The following is an 18,079-nucleotide window of genomic DNA, read 5'->3' as shown; positions in this document are numbered from 1 at the left end:
CGGTCGAGCAGCTGCTCGACCGGCTCGACGACCGTTTCCGCCTGCTGACCGGAGGGTCGAGGGCGGTGCTGCCCCGGCATCAGACGCTGCGGGCGCTGATCGATTGGAGTTACGCGCTGTGTTCGCAAGAAGAACGCCTGTTGTGGGAACGGGCCTCGGTGTTCGCGGGGGGCCTGGATCTGGAGGCGGCCGAGGCGGTGTGCGGCGAGGACGGGATCGACCCGCAGGACGTCCTCGACCTGGTGATCGGCCTGGTGGACAAGTCCGTGCTGATACGAGAGGACCATCCGGGCGGCGTACGCTACCGGATGCTGGAGACGCTGCGGCAGTACGGTCGCGAACGGCTCACGGGCTCCGGCTGCGAGCCCGCCCTGCAGCGACGGCACCGCACTTATTACCGCGATCTGGCGGCGCGGGCCAGGGCGGAGCTGTTCGGGCCCGGCCAGGTGGCGTGGTTCGCCCGGCTGCGGCGCGAGCATGCCAACCTGCGGGCCGCCCTGGACAGCTGGCTGAACACGCCGGAGGAGGCCCGCGCGGGGCTGAGCATGTCCGGCGACCTGCTGTATCACTGGATCACCAGTTATTACCTGGCTGAGGGGCGCGGCTGGCTGGATCAGGCGCTGGCCGCCGACACCGAGCCCAGCCGGGTGCGGGCCGGCGCCCTGTGGGCCGGCAGCTGGCTGGCGATCATCCAGGCCGACATGCCGGCCGCCACCGCGCTTCTCGAGGAGAGCCGCCAGCTCGGCGAGGAGCTGCAGGACGAGCCGGTGCTGGCCTACGTGGCCCTGTTCCGCGGAATGGTGGCCATGTGCGAGGGGCGAACGGAAGCCGCGATCGAGCTATACAGGGACGCCCTTGCCCGCCATCGCCGTACCGGCGACCCGGTCGGGATCGCGCTGTCGCTCATCCGGCTGACGCTCGCCCACTCGTTCCTGGGTGACTCCTCGGCCGCCATCGCGGCGGGCGAGGAGTGCCTGGCCGAGTGCGAGGCCTATGGGGAGGGCTGGCACAAGGCGTACACGACGATGGCGCTGGGCGTGCAGGTGTGGCGCCAGGGGGATCTGGAGCGGGCGACCGAGCTGGAGAAGCAGAGCCTGACCTTCAACCGCGCGGTCGGCGACCCGCTCGGCGCGGGCGTCAACATCGAGGCGCTGGCCTGGATCGCCGCCAGCCAGGGCCGTCACGAGCGGGCGGCCCGCCTGCTGGGCGTGCTGGAGACCATGTGGAGCTGTGCCGGGGCGCCGCTGTCGGGGTACGGGCATCTGGCCCGTTACCACGACGACTGTGACCGGGCGATGCGTGAGGTGCTGGGGGAGGCGGCGTTCGAGTCGGCCGTGCGGCGCGGGGCGCGCCTGCCGCTGGAGGAGGCTCTGGCCTACGCCCTGGAGGAGGACAAGCCCGAGCCCGCCAAGGCGGCGGAGGAGACGCCGTTGACGCGGCGGGAGAAGGAGATCGCCGAGCTGGTCGCCCAGGGGATGACGAACAAGGAGATCGCGGCGTCCCTGGTGATCGCGCAGCGTACGGCGGAGGGGCACATCGAGCACATCTTGACCAAGCTGGGGTTCAACTCGCGGGCGCAGATCGCGGTGTGGGTGGGGGAGCGGGCCCGGGCAAACGGGCACGACTGAGGGATCGGTGCTGGGGAGGCTGGAACCGGCTCCAGGGTGAGGGCCGGTTCCGGCCGTCGGCGATGTCAGTAGGGTAGTGCCCGTCCTGACGGGGTCCGCAGGTCCACACCCTGGGCGGGGCGGCGTGTCGGCCGTTTGGAGACGCGGATCCTTGTGTGGCGCACGATGCGTCGTTCCTTTCCTTCGGTGCCGCTCGGGCGGCGGGTACGGGTGTACGTGCCGGGCTGGCTCAGGCGTGCTCGCAGGCGCGGTCGCCGGTGACGAGTTCGAACCAGACGACCTTGCCGGCGACCCCCCAGCAGCAGGCCAGCCGGGCCAGCACCGGGTTGTGCCCGCGATCGGCGGCCTTGCGGCACGATGCGGTGAAGGCGAGCGCGCTGCGGTCGTCCTCGATCTCGCAGCGCAGCAGGTCGTCCTCGACCCACAGTGAGAGCCTGACCTTGGCGGTGGCGTGCCGCAGGGCGTCGGCGACCAGCGCGCCGACCAGCAGGTCGGCGTTCTTGGCGTGTTCGCACAACCCCCAGGCGGCCAACCGGACCGCGGTCATGCGCCGCGCGCTCGGCACCGCCGAAGGCCGTGCCGACAGCAGCCACGAGGCCGAGCGGTCCTGCCCCGCCCACCCGGCGCGAACGGCCAGGCCGTCCCCCATGGCCAGGAGCCCGTTCCAGGACAGCAGGCGCAGCGTGGGCTGCTGTCCGGCGGTGCCGTGCTCGATGTGCGGCTGCAACATGGCTGGCACGTGTATCGTCTCCTCCCCGTGTTGGCGCATGTGTTCAGAGACACGTTTAGCTTCGCTCCGACCCGCCCACGAGGAAGACGGGATAAATCCCCATATGGGTACCTATTCACCCGTATGTCCGTATGGGGATGTCCGCGCCACGACCGGATGATCAAGGGCGTGACCTGCACCGGAAGGGCCGCGCAGGACGACTCCGCGGATGGTAGTCGACCGGTCGTAAACTGGCCTCATGGGCCGAACCAGTGATGCTCGCGAGCGGATCCTGAGCGCCGCACGCTCGCTCGTCGAGACGCATGGTTACTCGGCCCTGGGGGTGGCCGAGATCTGCCGGGCGGCCGGCGTGCCCAAGGGCAGCTTCTACTACTTCTTCGACTCCAAGGAGTCCCTCGCGCTGGCCGTCATCGATGAGCACTGGGCCGCTCAGCAGCGCGCCTGGGCGGCCGCTCTCAACGGTGACGCGCGGCCGCTGCCCCGGCTGCGCCGCCTGTTCGAGGAGACGGAGGCCGGCCTGCGTACCGCCCAGCAGAGCTGCGGCACCGTCTCGGGGTGCCTGTTCGGCAACCTCACCCTGGAGATGAGCAACCAGACCGAGGCCATCCGCACCCGGCTGCAGGAGATCTTCGACGCGCAGGTCGAGATGGTCGCATCGGTCATCGCCGAGGCTCTCGAGCGGCAGGAGGTCGAGGTGGCCGACCCCCGGGAGGCCGCGCGGGCGGTGGTCGCCCAGCTCGAGGGCCAGGTGCTGTTCGCCAAGCTCTACAACAGCACCCACCGGCTCGGCCCCTTGTGGGCGAACTGCCTTGCCCTGCTCGGCGCCCGTACGCCACAAGAGGCCGTGGCCGGCACCTGACCATCCGCCCTGCCCCTGTCCACCGGCGCCCTCGGGGACGTCCTCTCCCTCGCCACGATGGTGGCTGGCGCCCGCCCCGGCCGACGCCGATGATCGGCAGGAGACAAATTCGATTGTGGCGCTCGCCGGTGATCCAGTAGCGTACGGCCAGCACTATCGGATTCGTCGTGGGGACTGTCGCGTGACGCCGCCTGCTCTCGCTGCCTGACATCTTCTTCTGCGCTTTCTCACCGGCCTCGTGGTCGGTCTCGCCGGGCTGCTCTGAACCTCTGAGCCGCCCCGGCCACTCAGCGTTTTGTGTCAGGTCTTAGAGAGATCATGTCTTCACAATCCCATAGAGATCATTTCGTGCTGCCCTGGACCGTGCGGAGGACTCGGCTGCCGCTGCTCACCGTGCGTTGCCTGGACTGCCAGGCGCAGGCGGCCACCGTCGGCGAGGGCAGGTTCCGGATCAACGCCAACGGCAAGCTGCTTGACGTGTGGCTGCTCGTCCGTTGCGTCGGCTGCGACCGGACCTCGAAGATCACCGTCCATGAGCGGGTGCCGGTCCGATCGCTGGATCCGGCCAGGCTCCGCGCCTTCGAGGACAACGATCAGGCGCTCGTCGCTCACACGCTCCTGGACCCCGCGGTCGCACGGCGCAACCGGTTCACCCTCGATTGGCGTGGCGCCTGGCGGCTGGAGTCTTCGGCTGCCGAGACGGCATGGCCGTACCGGGTGGACGTCGGTTTCCTCGATCCCGTGCCCGTCCGCCCGGAGCGGCTGATCGCTCAGGGGCTCGGGATCAGCAGGGGCGAGGTCGGGCGCCGCATCAAGGGCGACCTCCCCCTCAACCGCACGACGACCGCGGACTTCTCGTTCGTCGTCATGCCCGCTGAATAGGGCCGGGAGAAGTGGTGGGTGGGACTGAGGCTACGACGGACGGGTGCAGTGCTTCTGCGTGCCGTCACGGCGACCGCCTCAGTCCCGCTCCACCGGCAACGCACGAACCCAGCCAGAGGGTCAGCTCAGGCGCCTTCGCAGGAGGCAGAACTCGTTGCCTTCGGGGTCGAGCAGGACGTGCCAGGACTCCTGGCCCGTCTGGCCGATGTCGGCCGGGCGCGCCCCGAGCTTCAGGAGGCGTTCGAGTTCGGCGTCCTGATCGCGGTCGGTGGCGTTGACGTCGAAGTGCAGCCGCGGACTGCCCGCATTGAGCTCGGTGGCGGGGCTGAAGACCAGAGTCGGCTGCAATCCGCCGAACCCTTCCCGTGGTCCGATCTCCACCGCGCCGTCGTCGGTGTCGTCGAGCACGATGAAGTCCAGCACCTCGCACCAGAAGGCCGCCAGCCGTTGCGGGTCCCGGCATTTGATGATCAGTTCGGAAATACGACAAGCCATGATCGGCACCTTACGGGGCATCCACCCCACGCCGCCAATCCTTGAGAGGAGGACCGGTCCGGGTCTTGGCGGATGCGGGTGGGGCCGGCGGTGACCCACGGGCCCGTTCGGAGCCGTGATCACGTGGCCGGAAAAGGATTGGACGGGATGATGCTCGGGCTTGTAGCTTGCAGTCGACCGTGACGCCGCCCGAGGAGGTGAGACCCATGAACGCTGTATCGATGTGGGTGCTCCCCCTTCCCGTCACGGCCGGGCGATTGACGTAGGTGTCGCCGGGAGCGCCTCGCCAACAAGGCACTCCCGAAAGGCAACACCTATGCACTCTCAGTTCTCCGCCGAGCCGCCGTCGAACGACAGGGCCGAGCACGACGTCCCCGGACTCCCCTCGCCGGCCTCCGGCGCCGATCGCACGCCCCTCAGGTACGACGTGATCATTGCCGGGTGCGGGCCGACCGGTGCGACGCTGGCCGCCGAACTGCGGCTGCACGACGTGCGGGTACTCGTTCTGGAGAAAGAAACCGAGCCCAAGTCGTTCGTCCGCATCGTCGGTCTGCATATTCGCAGTCTCGAGCTGATGGCCATGCGCGGACTGCTGGATCGCATTCTCGAACACGGAAGACAGCGCCCGGCCGCCGGTTTCTTCGCCGCCATCAACAAACCCGCGCCCAAGGGCCTGGATTCCGCGCACGCCTACCTGCTGGGCATCCCGCAGCCGGTCATCGAACGTCTGCTCGAAGAGCATGCGATCGCACTGGGTGCGCAGGTCCGGCGCGGTTGCGCGGTGGCCGATTTCGAGCAGGACGACGAGGGTGTGACCGTCGAGCTGGCCGACGGGGAACAGCTGCGTTCGCGCTATCTCATCGGCTGTGACGGCGGGCGCAGCACGGTGCGCAAACTGCTCGGCGTCGGCTTCCCCGGCGAGCCCTCGCGGACCGAGACGCTGATGGGCGAGATGGAAGTGGGTGTACCGCAGGAGGAGATCGCCGCCAAGGTGGCCGACATCCGCGAGACCCATCAGCCATTCTGGCTCCGGCCCTTCGGCAGAGGAATCTACAGCGTCGTCGTCCCCGCGGCGGGGGTCGGAGATCGCGCGGAACCGCCCACCATCGAGGATTTCCAACAACAGCTGCGCACCATCGCCGGAACCGATTTCGGCGTGCACTCCCCGCGCTGGTTGTCCCGCTTCGGGGATGCCACCCGGCTGGCCGAACGTTATCGGGTCGGGCGGGTGCTGCTGGCCGGCGATGCGGCACACATCCATCCACCCATCGGCGGGCAGGGCCTCAACCTGGGCGTCCAGGACGCATTCAACCTCGGCTGGAAACTGGCCGCACAGATCCGCGGCTGGGCGCCGGACACCCTGCTGGACACCTACCAGGCCGAACGTCATCCGGTCGCCGAGGACGTGCTGGACAACACCCGAGCCCAGATGGAACTGCTGTCCACCGAACCGGGCCCGCGGGCCGTGCGCAGGCTGCTCACCGAACTGATGGACTTCGACGAGGTGAACCGCCATCTGATCGAGAAGATCACCGCGATCGGCATCCGCTACGACTTCGGCGCGGGCCCCGACCTGCTCGGCCGCCGCCTGCGCGACATCGAGGTGAAACAGGGCCGGCTCTACGGTCTGCTGCACCGCGGCCGCGGCCTGCTGCTGGACCGCACCGAAGGCCTGACCGTCGGCGGCTGGTCGGACCGGGTCGATCACCTCGCGGATCCCACTGCGGCACTGGATGTTCCGTGCGTCCTGCTACGCCCCGACGGCCACGTCGCCTGGATCGGCGACGATCAGCAGGACCTGGACGACCACCTGTCCCGCTGGTTCGGCAGGCCCGCCGGCTGATTTCGCCTGAGCAGCGGACAATGAATGCGAGCGAGGCTTCGGCGGCGTGACAGGCCGAAGGCCGTCAGCGGGTGGCGGCGAGGAGTCCGGCGAGGAGTCCGGCGAGGTCGAGTGCGTCACCTTTGACCTCGGCCAGCCACTCGTCGTGGATGTACTCGAAGGCGCCGGTCTCGGTGTCGAGCAGGCCGATGCTTGCGGCCGTCACCCGTTGTTCGGGGTTGCCGGGCTCCGGCTCCCACCTGGTGTTCTTGGGCTGTACCAGCTCGGCGAGCGCGTAGGAGGTCGTGCGGCCGTAGTGGCGTGGGCCGTTGGGGTGGCGGTAGCGGCCGCTGATGTGCAGGCGCGGCACCGGGTCGAGCATCGCACCCGCTCGGAAGACCGGTCAAGTCGAGCCCTGTGCCGGGGACGCGGCGGTGACCTCGCATCGTGGTCATTACCAGAGCTGAGGAGGATGCGCGGGACGTGCTCGGCGCCGGAGGGCCGCTGGACCGGGTTCTTGGCGTGCAGGCGCGTGATGAGCGGTTCGACCTCGGGCGGCAGGTGGGGGCGGGCGATCGCGCCTTGGGTCAGCGTCGCAGGTCGCGCCCCGCGATGGTCAGCCAGAGGTAGGGCAGGGGCAGCATCGCCAGCCAGAACAGGTGTGCCTGATCCCAGTACCCGAACCCGCAGGTGGGGGGCCAGAGCCGGACCTGCTCGGGGAGCAGGATGGTCCCCAGTACCATCGCCAGCTGGACCACCACGGCGGCCATGGCGGCCTGCCGTCCGGGTGCGAACCGCACGGCGGTCGCCGCGGCCGCCAGCGCGATGCCGAGGCAGACGCCTGCCTCGATGAGCAGGTCGCCGACCGGGAACAGGGCGCCCTCTGGCAGGCGGGTCAGGAGAGAGGAGAAGGCGGCCAGCCAGATCGCGATCGCGGCGCCGCCGGGCAACAGGCAGCGCAGCGCCTGCCGGACCCATCGGGGGACCGCGGCGGCGCCGAGGTCGGCGGACATGGTGTCGACCAGCCCGAAGGCCGCCGCCGCGCCGAGCAGAGTGCCACAGATGCGCATGAGCGCGAGCGCGTCGCCCCCGGCCAGCGCCTCCCCGTACTCCACCAGGCTCACCAGCCCGGTGGTGAAGGCGGCGACCACGACCAGAGGCCCCCAGTCGATGGCCCGAGCGAGGGGGCGTACCAGCAGGAGCGCCACCCGCCAGCGGTACGGCGGCGGGGCGGGGACGGCCGTGCCGGTGGAGGAGGCTTGGGGGCGTGCGGGCAGTGTTACAGGCATGGCGTGGCTCCCGTCGGCGCGTTGAACGTGCGTTCCAGCCCGAGCAGCGGCAGGGCCTGGTCGATCGTGGTGGTGGGCTTGACGAGCGTGCCCCAGTTGGCCTGGACCTTCTCGCGGGCCCCGGGGGAGGCCAGCAGCAGCTTGGCGTAACCGATCTCGGCCGGGCCCCAGTCCAGACCGGACAGGCGTCCCAAGTTACGGTCGACATAGAGCTGCCGCCGGGCCTCGGGAGGGGAGACTTGGCCGATGAGCCAGAGCGCCACCACCGTGCGGGCTTGACCGCGCACGTCACACAGTGCTGCGCGCCGGGAGGGGCTGAAGTGCTTGGCGGCCGAGTCGTGCAGCCCGGCCCCCCAGAAGGCCACGTCCTCGGCCAGCATCCTGCGCTGGTCGGGATGCCCCCAGCTCATCGACGCACGGATCACGCCGAAATCGTCGGCGAAGCTCCAGGTCGGGCTCATCTGCCGCACCTGGGGCGCTCGGGCCCGCAGCGCGGCGGGCAGCGCCGCCACGACCGGCTGGACCGCCTGTTCCCACAGCGGGATCCACGGTTCGTAGCCCCGAAAGGCACAATAGGTCACGCCCTGCCGCGCCGTGCAGCGGTAGGCATGCGGGCCGAAGTAGCGTTCCCGTACGCGAGAGTCCACATGGCCGATGGTCAGCTCCACGTTGGTGGGGAGCCCTGCCGGTGGCCGGGTTGACGCAGCGGTGGCCCCCGATGGCACCGCGGCAGCCAGCGCCGCCACCGCAACCGCGGCGGGTAGCGGCCGTACCCGATGTCTGAGCAGCGCGATCCCGCCGAAGAACGTCGCGACAGCGAGCACGTACACCAGGTGGGCCGCCGACGGGCGGTCGGGCCAGTCCGGCTGGTGGACCTGCATCACCGGCAGCAGCCAGCGGTCCTGCCCGTTCGTCGGGTTCATGTAGATGAGGAAACCGAGCACGGCGACCACCAGTGGTCCGGCGATCAGCCACGGTGACCAGCGGCCGACGGCCACGCCCAGGGTTGCGGCGAGGACCGCGGCGGCCACCGCCGTCAGCGGCTCCCACACGTCCAACCGGCCCCCGGCGGGGCCGCTCAACAGCCGGATCGCCAGGTAGCCGCCCATGGCCACGGCCGCCGCGAGCCCCGCGATCAGCGGGGTGGCCAGCAGCAGGGCCCGCGTTCGGTGCTCGGCCCGCCCGGGCAGGCCCGCGAGGCTCTCGGGCATACCGTGCCGCCCGTCGCGCGAGGCGGCCAGACTCGCCACGACCACGACCGCCGCGGCCAGGCAGGTGGCCAGCCCGGTGGCGTTGACCGGGTCCATCGTGAGGTCGGGCTGCTGGTCCCAGCTGAGGGACGTCTGCAGGGCCAGCACCAGGACGGTCGCGCCCCACACGAGCGGATGCCGCACCAGCCTGCGCGCCTCGAACAGGAACAGCCGCCGCGTCACGCCGCCTCCCCGAGCAGCATGAGGTAGCCGTCCTCGACGCCGGGCGCCGCCGCGTCCGCGGCCGGCGGGGGCGTGCCGAGTGTGCGGTAGCGGCCGTCGGCCGTCCGCCAGAACAGCTCCGTGGTGGCGGGGGGCGCGTCCGACAGCCACACCCGGCCGTCCGCCACGGCCGCGAGCTCGCCGGGGGTGCCGTCGAAGAGCGCCCGGCCGTCCCGCATGACCACCACCCGTTCGCACAGCGCGGCGACGTCCTCGATCTGGTGCGTGGACAGCACGACGGTACGGCTCTCGCCGAGCCGCGAGACCAGCGCGCGGAACATCATCCGCTGCTCCGGGTCCAGGCCCACGGTCGGCTCGTCGAGAATGAGCAGGTCCGGCTCGCCCAGCAGGGCCTGGGCCAGGGCGAGCCGCTGGCGCATGCCGCCCGACAGCTTGCGCACCTTGGTCTTGGCCTGGTCGGTGAGGTTCACCTCGGCCAGTACCCGGCGCACCTCGGCGTGCCGGTGCCCGCGGTCGGTCAGCTCCTTGAGGATCGCCACGTAGTCCACCAGGTCAAAGGCGGTGAAGTGCGGGTAGGAGCCGGGGTTTTGTGGCAGGTAGCCGAGCCTGCGCCGCAGCGCGGTGCGCTGCCCGCGGTCGGCCGGGTTCAGGCCGAAGGCGTCCACTGTGCCATGGTCGGGGGCGAGGGTGGTGGCCAGGCAGCGCAGCAGGGTGGTCTTGCCGGCGCCGTTCGGGCCGAGCAGGCCGGTCACGCCGGTGCCGAGCGTCAGGTCGAGGCCGTCGAGCGCCCTTTTGGTGGCGTAGGTCTTGGTCAGTTGCTTGATCTGGATCATCTGGTGCTCACTCGGTAGAGGCGGTAGGTCAGCAGGAGGGCGGCCACGCCGTACCCGATCTGCGGGACGGGACCGAAGGCGGCGAGCCAGTCGCCGATGAGGCGGCCCGTACCGACGATGGCCAGCCACACCCCGCCCACGGCGAGGGCGGCGATCGGCACGGGCAGCCGACTCGACAGGGCCAGGCAGCCCGCGGCGGCGGCGAGCGCGGGCAGCAGCCAGGCGGCGGCCAGCCCCGGCGGCGCCGGCAGCAGCGGCGAGGCGAGCCCTGCCAGCACGACCGACACCGCCAGCACCGCCGTGGCCCTGGTCAGCAGCAGCCGCGACCCCGACATCGGGGTGGCGGCCACCAACTCGTGGGCGGGATCGACGCGCGGCCCGTAGGCGAGCGCGATGCCCGCCAGCGGCAGCACCGGCGCGGCGATCAGGAAAGCGGGCAGCAGTTCGGCCTGCTCGCGCGCGGCCAGCACCGCGAACGCCACTACCGCCACCACCGCGGCCAGCCAGGCCCGGCTCAGTGTCGGTGTCGCCGACAGCAGCCTGGCCAGGTGGTCAGGCACCCCGCCGTGGCGCAGGAACCGCTCGGACAGGCTCGGGCGCGGCGTGATCAGCTCGGCCTCCAGCCGTGCCCAGGACGCCTCCAGCCAGTCCTTCTCGTACGGCACCGCCGCCCGGCAGTCGGCGCAACGGCCGAGATGCGCATCCACGGACATGGCCTGCGCCGGTTCGAGCGTTCCTTCGAGGTAGCGCTCACGCAGATCGTCAGGGATGTGCCAGCTACTCATGACAGCTCCTCGCGCAACCGGGCCCTGGCCCGCATCGCGCGGGTCTTGACCGTGCCTTCCGGGATGCCCAGGAGACCGGCGGCCTCCTTGGTGGTGAGGCCGTCAAGGACGGTCGCCTCGATGACGGCGCGCAGTTCGGGGGAGAGCCTGGTCAGGGCGGTGCCGAGATCGCCATGCTCCACGTTCAGCAGCACCACGTCCTCGGCCGAGGCGACCGGCGAGCTTTCGCCTGGTTCGATGCCGGAGCCGATCCAGCGTGAGCCGCGGCCGCGCAGGGTGGAGATCAGGCGGCGGATGGCGATCGTCCACAACCAGCCGGCCGGGTTGTCGCCGCGGAAGCCGCCCGCCGAGCGCCACACGGCCAGAAAGGTCTCCTGCAGCGCGTCGTCGACGGCGTCCGCGTCGGCGCAGCGGCGGGCCAGCCGGGCGCGCAGCCAGGGGGCGTGGCGCTGGTGAAGGATGCGCAGGGCGACGGTGCTCCGGGCGGCGACGGCGGTGATGAGGTCGGCGTCATCGCTTTCCGCGGTGACGTCCGGGGCCGCGCGCCGCCGGAAGGGAAACGGTCTCACGGTGTATCTATCGCACGACCCGTATGCGCCGGTTCTCCCAGGTCGGCCTTTTCGCGATTCGGCCCATGCACGCGCACCACGCCGATCGCCACCACCGGCGTGCGTTGGGAGTCCGGGCCTCTCAGGTGCGAGGAAACACGTCCCGGTGCAAGCCCTCCTGACCTTTGACTTCGCCCCGCCGGGACCCCTACGGTCCAATAGTCGACCGGTCGGCTAGCTACGAAGACGGCAGGCCGCGGCATCCCACCCCATCCCGGAGAAGGTCATCATGAGCACCCAGAAGGTCGCAGTCATCACCGGCGGCTCGCAAGGCATCGGCGCCCACCTCATCGACGCCTACCGCAAGCTCGGCTACGCCGTCGTCGCCACCTCCCGCACCATCACCCCCTCCAACGACGCGGACGTCCTGACCGTCCAGGGCGACATCGCCGACCCCGCCACCGCCGAAGGTGTCATCACCGCCGGCGTGGAACGGTTCGGCCGCATCGACACCCTGGTCAACAACGCCGGAATCTTCGTCGCCAAGCCCTTCACCGACTACACCCAGGGCGACTACGCCGCCGTGATCGGCGTGAACCTCGCCGGCTTCTTCCGCATCACCCAGCTGGCCGTCGAGCGGATGCTCACCCAGGGCGGCGGCCACATCGTCAACGTCACCACGAGCCTGGTCGACAACGCCGACGCCCGGGTCCCCTCCGTCCTGGCCTCGCTCACCAAGGGCGGGCTGCAGTCCGCCACCAAGTCCCTCGCCATCGAGTACGCCACTCGCGGCATCCGCGTCAACGCCGTCTCGCCCGGCACCATCAAGACGCCCATGCACCCCGAGGACACCCATGAGATCCTCGCCGGCCTGCACCCGGTCGGCCGGATGGGGGAGCCGGGCGACATCGTGGACGCGGTGACCTACCTGGAGAACGCCCCGTTCGTCACCGGCGAGATCCTCCACGTCGACGGCGGCATGAGCGCGGGCCACTGAGGGAGAACAGCGATATGACAGACACCGAAACGATCCTGCGTGGCGTCCTCGACCGGTGGAAGGCGGGCGTCGACGGCCACCAGCCGGATCGGGTCGCGTCGGTGTTCACCGAGGACGCGATCTTCCAGGGGCTTCGTCCCTACAGCGTGGGACGGCAGGGCGTCGCCGACTACTACGCCTCCCAGCCTGCCGGCCTGTCGGCCGCGTACCACGTCCTGGAAAGCCGGCGCCTGTGCGACGACATCGTGCTCGGCTACCTGAGCGTCGACTTCTCGTTCACGGACCGGCCCACGGTCAGCGTCAACCTCCTCGTCCTGCTGAAGCGCTCGCAGGCCGATTGGCTCATCAGCCACTACCAGGTCTCCCGCCTCGGCTGAGACCGGCCTCACGGGTCCGGGCGCGGCGATGCGCCCGCCCGGACCCGGCCGCCCCTCCGACCGACATACGAAGGCAGAACACCGCATGCGCACCACCACCCTGGGCACCCACGGACCGCAGGTCGGCGTCATCGGCCTGGGCGCCATGGGGATGAGCTTCATGTACGACATGGCGGCCCCCCGCGACGAAGCCACATCCGTCTCCGTCATCCACCAGGCCCTCGACCTGGGCATGACCTTGACCGACACCGCCGACGTCTACGGCCCCCACACCAACGAGGAACTCCTCGGACGGGCCCTGACCGGCCACCGCGACCGCGCCGTGCTCGCCACCAAGGTCGGCCGGGTGGCCGCCGACCCCACCGGCGCTCCCGGCAACCTCCCGGTCATCGCAAGCAACGGCCGGCCCGAGCATGTCCGGGCCGCCATCGACGCCAGCCTGCGCCGCCTGGGCACCGACCACGTCGACCTCTACCAGCTCCACCGCGTCGACCCCGAGGTCCCCATCGAGGAGACCTGGGGCGCCATGGCTGAGGCCGTCGCGGCCGGCAAGGCCCGCTACCTGGGCCTGTCGGAGGTCACCGTCGAGCAGATCCGGCGCGCCCGGACCGTACACCCGGTCACCACCGTGCAGTCCGAATTCTCCCTGTGGACCCGCGACGTCCAGGCCGAGGTCCTGCCCTACTGCGAGCGGCACGGCATCGGCCTGCTGCCGTACTCGCCCCTGGGCCGCGGGTTCCTCGCCGGCCGCTTCACCTCCTTCGACGAACTGCCGCACCACGACCACCGGCGGCGGCTGCCGCGCTTCCAGCAGGACAACCTGCGCGCCAACCTCGCCATCGCGGCCACGGTCCGCCAGGTCGCCGACCGGATCGACGCCACCCCGGCACAGGTCGCCCTGGCCTGGCTCCTCGCCCAGGGCCCGCACGTGGTCCCCATCCCCGGCACCAAGACCCCGAAATACCTCGCCGACAACGCGGGCGCCGCACACGTCCGGCTGTCTGCGGCCGACCTCGCCGACCTCGACGCCGTCCCGGCCCCCGTCGGCGCCCGATACTGACCGTCCCACCCCCGCCGCCGGGGACCGTCAGCCGCGGGGCGCGTACATGATCACCAAGCGCCACGCACACGGGGCTCACCCGCTCCACGACCAAGATCGTGACAGACCCTCGCCGGAACCGACATGATCGAACGCATGACAGCCGACGGGAACACCCGCTTCGACGAGGGCGCCACGGCGGTACGCCGCCACGTCTGGAACGGCAAGGTGTGGACGGCCGCGCCGTACCGGGTCCTCCAGGACACCGACGAGTACTTCGTGGTGGCCGGCTGGCCAGGGCTGAAGAGCCTCGCCTCGACCACCTGGATCACCTCCTTCCTCAACGGCGGCAGCCGCCGCGAGCAGACCATCGACGAGCTGGCCTCGGGCCGATGGGAGCTCGGCTGGTGGACCTGGCGGGGCACCGTCGTGCGCAGCTGGTACGGCATCGACAAACACTTCACCGTCCGCCAGTTCTTCGACGCCGACCACCGCCCGCTGACCTGGTACATCGACTTCGACCTGCCCAAACAGCGCACCCGCCTGGGCATCGACACCTTCGACCTCCTGCTCGACCTGATCGTCGAACCCGACCTGTCCCGGCACCGGTGGAAGGACGAAGACGAATATCGGCACGGCAGACGGCTCGGGCTCATCGACGACCGGGTGCACCGGCACGTCACCGCGGCCCGCGAGGAGGTCGTCGGGCTCGTCCAGACCCGGCAGGGCCCCTTCGCCTGCGACTGGTCGCCCCCGGCCCACGAGCTGTGGCAGACGCCGACGCTCCCCGGCGACGCCCTCGAAACCCTCTGAGAGCCCCGGCTGGGGACTCCATCCTGCGCGTCCACAATGGGCCATTTGCCGACATAGGGGATGGTCCTGACTTCAGCCCGGCATCCACCCCCGTGACAGGGGAAGGCCAGAGAGGGGATGGCAGCCTTCGTCCCAGACGCTCAGGAGGGGGACGACCATGTCACCGGGCAAGAGGAAACCGGATCTGCCGAGCCCGATGTTCGCCGAGCAGCCGGACGGGAGCTTCGTGACGTCCCTGCGCGGGCTCGCGGTGCTGCGGGAGCCGCTGCTGAACAAGGGCACCGCGTTCTCCCCGCAGGAGCGGGCCGAGCTCGGGCTGCAGGGCCTGCTCCCACCGGCGGTCGAGACGCTGGAGGAGCAGGTACGCCGCACGTACGTGCAGTACGGGCGCCAGCAGACGAACCTGCTCAAGAACGTCTACCTGGAAGCGCTGCGCGACCGCAACGAAGTGCTCTACTACCGGCTGCTGAGCGACCACCTGCGCGAGATGCTGCCCATCGTCTACGACCCCACGGTGGCCGAGGCGATCCGCACCTACAGCCACGAGTACCGCCGCCCGCGAGGGGTGTACCTGTCGATCGACGACGTGGACGGGATCGAGCGGGCGTTCCAGAGCCTCCAGCTGGGCCCGGACGACGTCGATCTCATCGTGGCCTCCGACGCCGAGGAGATCCTGGGCATCGGCGACTGGGGAGTGGGCGGCGGGGCCGGCATCGCGGCCGGCAAACTGGCCGTCTACACCGCCGCCGCGGGCATCGACCCCGCCCGCGTCATCCCGGTCGCCCTCGACGTCGGCACCGACAACGAGGCGCTGCTGAACGACCCCGCCTACGTCGGCAACCGGCACTCGCGCGTACGGGGGCGGCGCTACGACGACTTCATCGACGCCTACGTCACCACGGCCACCCGGATGTTCCCCGGCGCCATGCTGCACTGGGAGGACTTCGGCCCCTCCAACGCCCGGCGGATCCTGGAGAAGTACACCGAGCGCATCTGCACCTTCAACGACGACATGCAGGGCACCGGCGCCATCGTGCTGGCCGCCATGCTCGGCGCCGTCCGCGTCTCCGCGACACCGATGCGCGACCAGCGGATCGTGATCTTCGGCGCCGGAACCGCCGGCATCGGCAACGCCGACCAGCTGCGCGACGCGATGATCCGCGACGGCCTGGACCACGACACCGCCACCCGGCGGATCTGGCCCATCGACAAGCAGGGCCTGCTCATCGACGACATGACCGGCCTGCGCGACTACCAGCAGCCCTACGCCCGCCCCCGCGACGAGGTCGCCGGCTGGTCCCGGGACGAACACGGCATCTCGCTGGCCGAGGTCGTCCGGCGGGTCAAGCCGACCATGCTGCTGGGCACCTCCACCGTCCACGGCGCGTTCACCGAGGAGATCGTGCGCTCGATGGCCGCGCAGGTCGAGCGGCCGATCATCTTCCCGATCTCCAACCCGACCGAACGCATCGAGGCGATGCCCGCCGACCTGATCCGCTGGACCGGCGGCCGCGCCTTGATCGCCACCGGCATCCCGGTCGAGCCGATCACCCACAAGACCGTCACCTACGTCATCGCCCAGGCCAACAACGCCCTGCTGTATCCAGGGCTGGGGCTGGGCGTGGTGGTCTCGCGAGCCCGCCGGGTCAGCTCCGGCATGCTGCAGGCGGCCGCCGAAGCCGTCGCCGGCATGGTCGACGTCTCGGCCCCGGGAGCCTCGCTGCTGCCCCAGGTGGACAATCTGCGCGAGGTCTCGGCCACGGTGGCCGTGGCCGTCGCCAACCGGGCGGCCGAGGAGCACCTGGCCCGCACCACGCTGCGCGACACGGTGCAGCAGGTCCACGAGGCGATGTGGCAGCCGGCCTACCGCGCGATCCGCGGGAACGGGCGATGAGCACGCCACGGGTCCGGGACGTGCCGATCGGGCTGCACGAGAGCGGCACCCGGACGGAAAGCGACTCGCTCGGCGAGATCGAGGTCCCGGCCGGGCACTACTGGGGCGCCCAGACCCAACGGTCGCTGATCCACTTCGACATCGGCGACGACCGCATGCCCAAAGCCGTCTACCACGCCTACGGCTACATCAAGAAGGCCGCCGCGATCGTCAACGCCCGCGCCGGCCGCCTGCCCCGGTGGCAGGCCGACCTGATCAGCCGCGTCGCCGACGAGGTCATCCGCGGCGACCTGGACGGCGAGTTCCCGCTGTACGTGTGGCAGACCGGCTCGGGCACCCAATCCAACATGAACGTCAACGAGGTGATCTCCAACCGGGCGATCCAGCTCGTCGGCGGGCGGCTGGGCAGCAAGGATCCGATCCACCCGAACGATCACGTGAACATGGGCCAGTCGTCCAACGACACCTTCATCACCGCCATGCACATCGCCGCCGCCCAGGCCATCGACGACCACGTGCTGCCCGCCGCCGCCAGGCTGCGCGACAGCGCCGAGAGCAAAAGCCGGGAATGGGCGCACGTGGTCAAGATCGGGCGCACCCATCTGGAAGACGCCACCCCGCTGACCGTCGGCCAGGAATGGTCCGGCTACGCCGCCCAGCTCGGCGACGCCATCGACCACCTCGAACGCACCCGTACCGGCCTGTACCGGCTGGCCGTCGGCGGCACCGCGGTCGGCACCGGCCTGAACACCCCGCCGCAGTTCGGCGAACAGGTGGCCGCGCAGATCGCCGAGCTCACCGGGCGGCCCTTCGTCAGCGCGCCCAACAAGTTCGCCGCCCAGGCCTCCTGCGACGACCTGGTTCGCGCCTCGGCGGCTCTGCGCACCCTGACCGTGCCGCTGTTCAAGTTCGCCAACGACCTGCGCTGGCTGGGCTCCGGACCCCGTACCGGCCTGCGCGAGCTGATCCTGCCGGCCAACGAGCCGGGCTCGTCGATCATGCCGGGCAAGGTCAACCCGACCCAGGCCGAAGCCATGCTGATGGTCGCCGTCCAGGTGGCCGGCAACGACACCGCCGTCTCGATGGCCGGCGGTGAGGGCAACTTCGAGCTGAACGCCTTCCGCCCCGTCATCATCAGGAACGTGCTGCACTCGGCGCGCATCCTGGCCGACATGATGGACCACTTCCGCACCTACCTGGTCGAAGGGGCCCGGCTGAACACCGAGACGCTGCACCACAACATCGAGCACTCGATCATGATGGTGACCGCGCTCAGCCCCGTCGTCGGCTACGACCGGGCCGCCCACATCGCCCACCACGCCCTCGACAAGGGCCTGCCGCTCAAGGAAGCGGCGCTGCAATGCGGCATCTCCGCGGACCTCTACGACAAGATCGTCGATCCCGAACGCCTCACCCGACCCGGCGTACCCAGCCCTGACGGCGGCACCCGGCACTGAAGAACGACGCTGAAGAACGACGCTGAAGAACGACGCTGAAGAACGACGCTGAAGAACGGCGCTGAAGAACGGCGCTGAAGAACGGCGCTGAAGAACGGCGCTGAAGAACGACATCGGCTCCGGCCGCACTGAGCCGTGCACGCCCGTTGAAGATGGTCGACACCGCGACGTCCGACCTATGAAATGTGCTGATTCTAT

18 protein-coding genes are annotated in these 18,079 nt (G+C 70.5%); 10 read left to right on the top strand and 8 right to left on the bottom strand.

The features are described from left to right. Positions 1–1,628: ATP-binding protein (locus ACWEPL_RS16815; RefSeq protein WP_452436677.1), on the top strand; the 1,628-nt coding region annotated here is incomplete at its 5' end. A gap of 229 nt (positions 1,629–1,857) precedes the next feature. On the opposite strand, the gene ACWEPL_RS16810 is transcribed toward ACWEPL_RS16815, so the two are convergent. Further along, positions 1,858–2,367, bottom strand: coding sequence for a hypothetical protein (locus ACWEPL_RS16810; protein WP_452436676.1), 510 nt, complete (start codon positions 2,365–2,367; stop codon positions 1,858–1,860). Positions 2,368–2,596: 229 nt separating this feature from the next. Between ACWEPL_RS16810 and ACWEPL_RS16805 the strand changes: the two genes are divergently transcribed. Both ACWEPL_RS16805 and ACWEPL_RS16800 read left to right on the top strand, forming a co-directional pair. Beyond that, positions 2,597–3,217, top strand: a complete 621-nt coding sequence (locus tag ACWEPL_RS16805; protein WP_452436675.1) for a TetR/AcrR family transcriptional regulator — start codon at positions 2,597–2,599, stop codon at positions 3,215–3,217. A 348-nt stretch (positions 3,218–3,565) separates the two neighbouring features. Further along, positions 3,566–4,099: a DUF1062 domain-containing protein gene (locus ACWEPL_RS16800; RefSeq protein WP_452436674.1), complete on the top strand. Its 534-nt coding sequence runs from the start codon at positions 3,566–3,568 to the stop codon at positions 4,097–4,099. Positions 4,100–4,219: 120 nt separating this feature from the next. Here the strand turns inward: ACWEPL_RS16800 and ACWEPL_RS16795 are convergent, their stop codons facing one another. Then, positions 4,220–4,594: a VOC family protein gene (locus tag ACWEPL_RS16795; RefSeq protein ID WP_363980226.1), complete on the bottom strand. Its 375-nt coding sequence runs from the start codon at positions 4,592–4,594 to the stop codon at positions 4,220–4,222. 316 nt (positions 4,595–4,910) lie between these two features. On the opposite strand from ACWEPL_RS16795, the gene rox reads away from it, so the two are divergent. After that, positions 4,911–6,437: a rifampin monooxygenase gene (gene rox, locus ACWEPL_RS16790; protein ID WP_452436673.1), complete on the top strand. Its 1,527-nt coding sequence runs from the start codon at positions 4,911–4,913 to the stop codon at positions 6,435–6,437. A gap of 64 nt (positions 6,438–6,501) precedes the next feature. On the opposite strand, the gene ACWEPL_RS16785 is transcribed toward rox, so the two are convergent. The 6 genes from ACWEPL_RS16785 to ACWEPL_RS16760 all read right to left on the bottom strand — a co-directional run bounded on the left by ACWEPL_RS16785 (position 6,502) and on the right by ACWEPL_RS16760 (position 11,325). Beyond that, positions 6,502–6,798, bottom strand: a complete 297-nt coding sequence (locus ACWEPL_RS16785) for a hypothetical protein (RefSeq protein WP_452436672.1) — start codon at positions 6,796–6,798, stop codon at positions 6,502–6,504. Between the two features lie 205 nt (positions 6,799–7,003). Beyond that, a complete protein-coding gene (locus ACWEPL_RS16780; protein WP_452436671.1) occupies positions 7,004–7,705 on the bottom strand; it encodes a hypothetical protein in 702 nt (233 codons plus the stop codon). Then, complete coding sequence (locus ACWEPL_RS16775; protein WP_452436670.1) at positions 7,696–9,138, bottom strand: hypothetical protein; 1,443 nt, start codon at positions 9,136–9,138, stop codon at positions 7,696–7,698. The genes ACWEPL_RS16780 and ACWEPL_RS16775 overlap by 10 nt, the downstream gene beginning before the upstream one ends. Further along, positions 9,135–9,971, bottom strand: coding sequence for an ABC transporter ATP-binding protein (locus ACWEPL_RS16770; protein WP_452436669.1), 837 nt, complete (start codon positions 9,969–9,971; stop codon positions 9,135–9,137). The genes ACWEPL_RS16775 and ACWEPL_RS16770 overlap by 4 nt, the downstream gene beginning before the upstream one ends. Then, entirely contained in the window at positions 9,968–10,756 is a 789-nt protein-coding gene (locus ACWEPL_RS16765; RefSeq protein WP_452436668.1) for a zf-HC2 domain-containing protein, read from the bottom strand. The genes ACWEPL_RS16770 and ACWEPL_RS16765 overlap by 4 nt, the downstream gene beginning before the upstream one ends. Then, positions 10,753–11,325, bottom strand: coding sequence for an RNA polymerase sigma factor (locus tag ACWEPL_RS16760; protein WP_363980244.1), 573 nt, complete (start codon positions 11,323–11,325; stop codon positions 10,753–10,755). The genes ACWEPL_RS16765 and ACWEPL_RS16760 overlap by 4 nt, the downstream gene beginning before the upstream one ends. A 268-nt stretch (positions 11,326–11,593) precedes the next feature. Between ACWEPL_RS16760 and ACWEPL_RS16755 the strand changes: the two genes are divergently transcribed. The 6 genes from ACWEPL_RS16755 to ACWEPL_RS16730 all read left to right on the top strand — a co-directional run bounded on the left by ACWEPL_RS16755 (position 11,594) and on the right by ACWEPL_RS16730 (position 17,881). Next, positions 11,594–12,301, top strand: coding sequence for an SDR family NAD(P)-dependent oxidoreductase (locus tag ACWEPL_RS16755; RefSeq protein ID WP_452436667.1), 708 nt, complete (start codon positions 11,594–11,596; stop codon positions 12,299–12,301). Positions 12,302–12,315: 14 nt separating this feature from the next. After that, the gene (locus tag ACWEPL_RS16750) at positions 12,316–12,678 is read left to right on the top strand and encodes a nuclear transport factor 2 family protein (protein ID WP_364258415.1); all 363 of its coding nucleotides are present in this window, start codon (positions 12,316–12,318) and stop codon (positions 12,676–12,678) included. A gap of 85 nt (positions 12,679–12,763) precedes the next feature. After that, the gene (locus ACWEPL_RS16745) at positions 12,764–13,738 is read left to right on the top strand and encodes an aldo/keto reductase (RefSeq protein WP_452436666.1); all 975 of its coding nucleotides are present in this window, start codon (positions 12,764–12,766) and stop codon (positions 13,736–13,738) included. Positions 13,739–13,873: 135 nt separating this feature from the next. Then, on the top strand, positions 13,874–14,530 hold the full coding sequence (locus ACWEPL_RS16740) for a DUF402 domain-containing protein (RefSeq protein ID WP_452436665.1): 657 nt from the start codon (positions 13,874–13,876) through the stop codon (positions 14,528–14,530). Between the two features lie 157 nt (positions 14,531–14,687). Then, the gene (locus ACWEPL_RS16735; protein ID WP_452436664.1) at positions 14,688–16,424 is read left to right on the top strand and encodes an NAD-dependent malic enzyme; all 1,737 of its coding nucleotides are present in this window, start codon (positions 14,688–14,690) and stop codon (positions 16,422–16,424) included. Then, positions 16,421–17,881: a class II fumarate hydratase gene (locus ACWEPL_RS16730; RefSeq protein WP_452436663.1), complete on the top strand. Its 1,461-nt coding sequence runs from the start codon at positions 16,421–16,423 to the stop codon at positions 17,879–17,881. Before ACWEPL_RS16735 ends, ACWEPL_RS16730 begins: the two co-directional genes overlap by 4 nt. Positions 17,882–18,079: the final 198 nt, after the last annotated feature.

Source organism: Nonomuraea sp. NPDC004186 (assembly GCF_053603495.1).
This window is presented reverse-complemented; position numbering and strand designations above follow the sequence as displayed.

Bases quoted from the DNA above. Each gene is read 5' to 3' on its own strand.
- ACWEPL_RS16805 (WP_452436675.1), top strand. From the start codon at position 2,597: ATGGGCCGAACCAGTGATGCTCGCGAGCGGATCCTGAGCGCCGCACGC.
- ACWEPL_RS16795 (WP_363980226.1), bottom strand. From the start codon at position 4,594: ATGGCTTGTCGTATTTCCGAACTGATCATCAAATGCCGGGACCCGCAA.
- rox (WP_452436673.1), top strand. From the start codon at position 4,911: ATGCACTCTCAGTTCTCCGCCGAGCCGCCGTCGAACGACAGGGCCGAG.
- ACWEPL_RS16785 (WP_452436672.1), bottom strand. From the start codon at position 6,798: ATGCTCGACCCGGTGCCGCGCCTGCACATCAGCGGCCGCTACCGCCAC.
- ACWEPL_RS16780 (WP_452436671.1), bottom strand. From the start codon at position 7,705: ATGCCTGTAACACTGCCCGCACGCCCCCAAGCCTCCTCCACCGGCACG.
- ACWEPL_RS16770 (WP_452436669.1), bottom strand. From the start codon at position 9,971: ATGATCCAGATCAAGCAACTGACCAAGACCTACGCCACCAAAAGGGCG.
- ACWEPL_RS16765 (WP_452436668.1), bottom strand. From the start codon at position 10,756: ATGAGTAGCTGGCACATCCCTGACGATCTGCGTGAGCGCTACCTCGAA.
- ACWEPL_RS16755 (WP_452436667.1), top strand. From the start codon at position 11,594: ATGAGCACCCAGAAGGTCGCAGTCATCACCGGCGGCTCGCAAGGCATC.
- ACWEPL_RS16750 (WP_364258415.1), top strand. From the start codon at position 12,316: ATGACAGACACCGAAACGATCCTGCGTGGCGTCCTCGACCGGTGGAAG.
- ACWEPL_RS16745 (WP_452436666.1), top strand. From the start codon at position 12,764: ATGCGCACCACCACCCTGGGCACCCACGGACCGCAGGTCGGCGTCATC.
- ACWEPL_RS16740 (WP_452436665.1), top strand. From the start codon at position 13,874: ATGACAGCCGACGGGAACACCCGCTTCGACGAGGGCGCCACGGCGGTA.
- ACWEPL_RS16735 (WP_452436664.1), top strand. From the start codon at position 14,688: ATGTCACCGGGCAAGAGGAAACCGGATCTGCCGAGCCCGATGTTCGCC.
- ACWEPL_RS16730 (WP_452436663.1), top strand. From the start codon at position 16,421: ATGAGCACGCCACGGGTCCGGGACGTGCCGATCGGGCTGCACGAGAGC.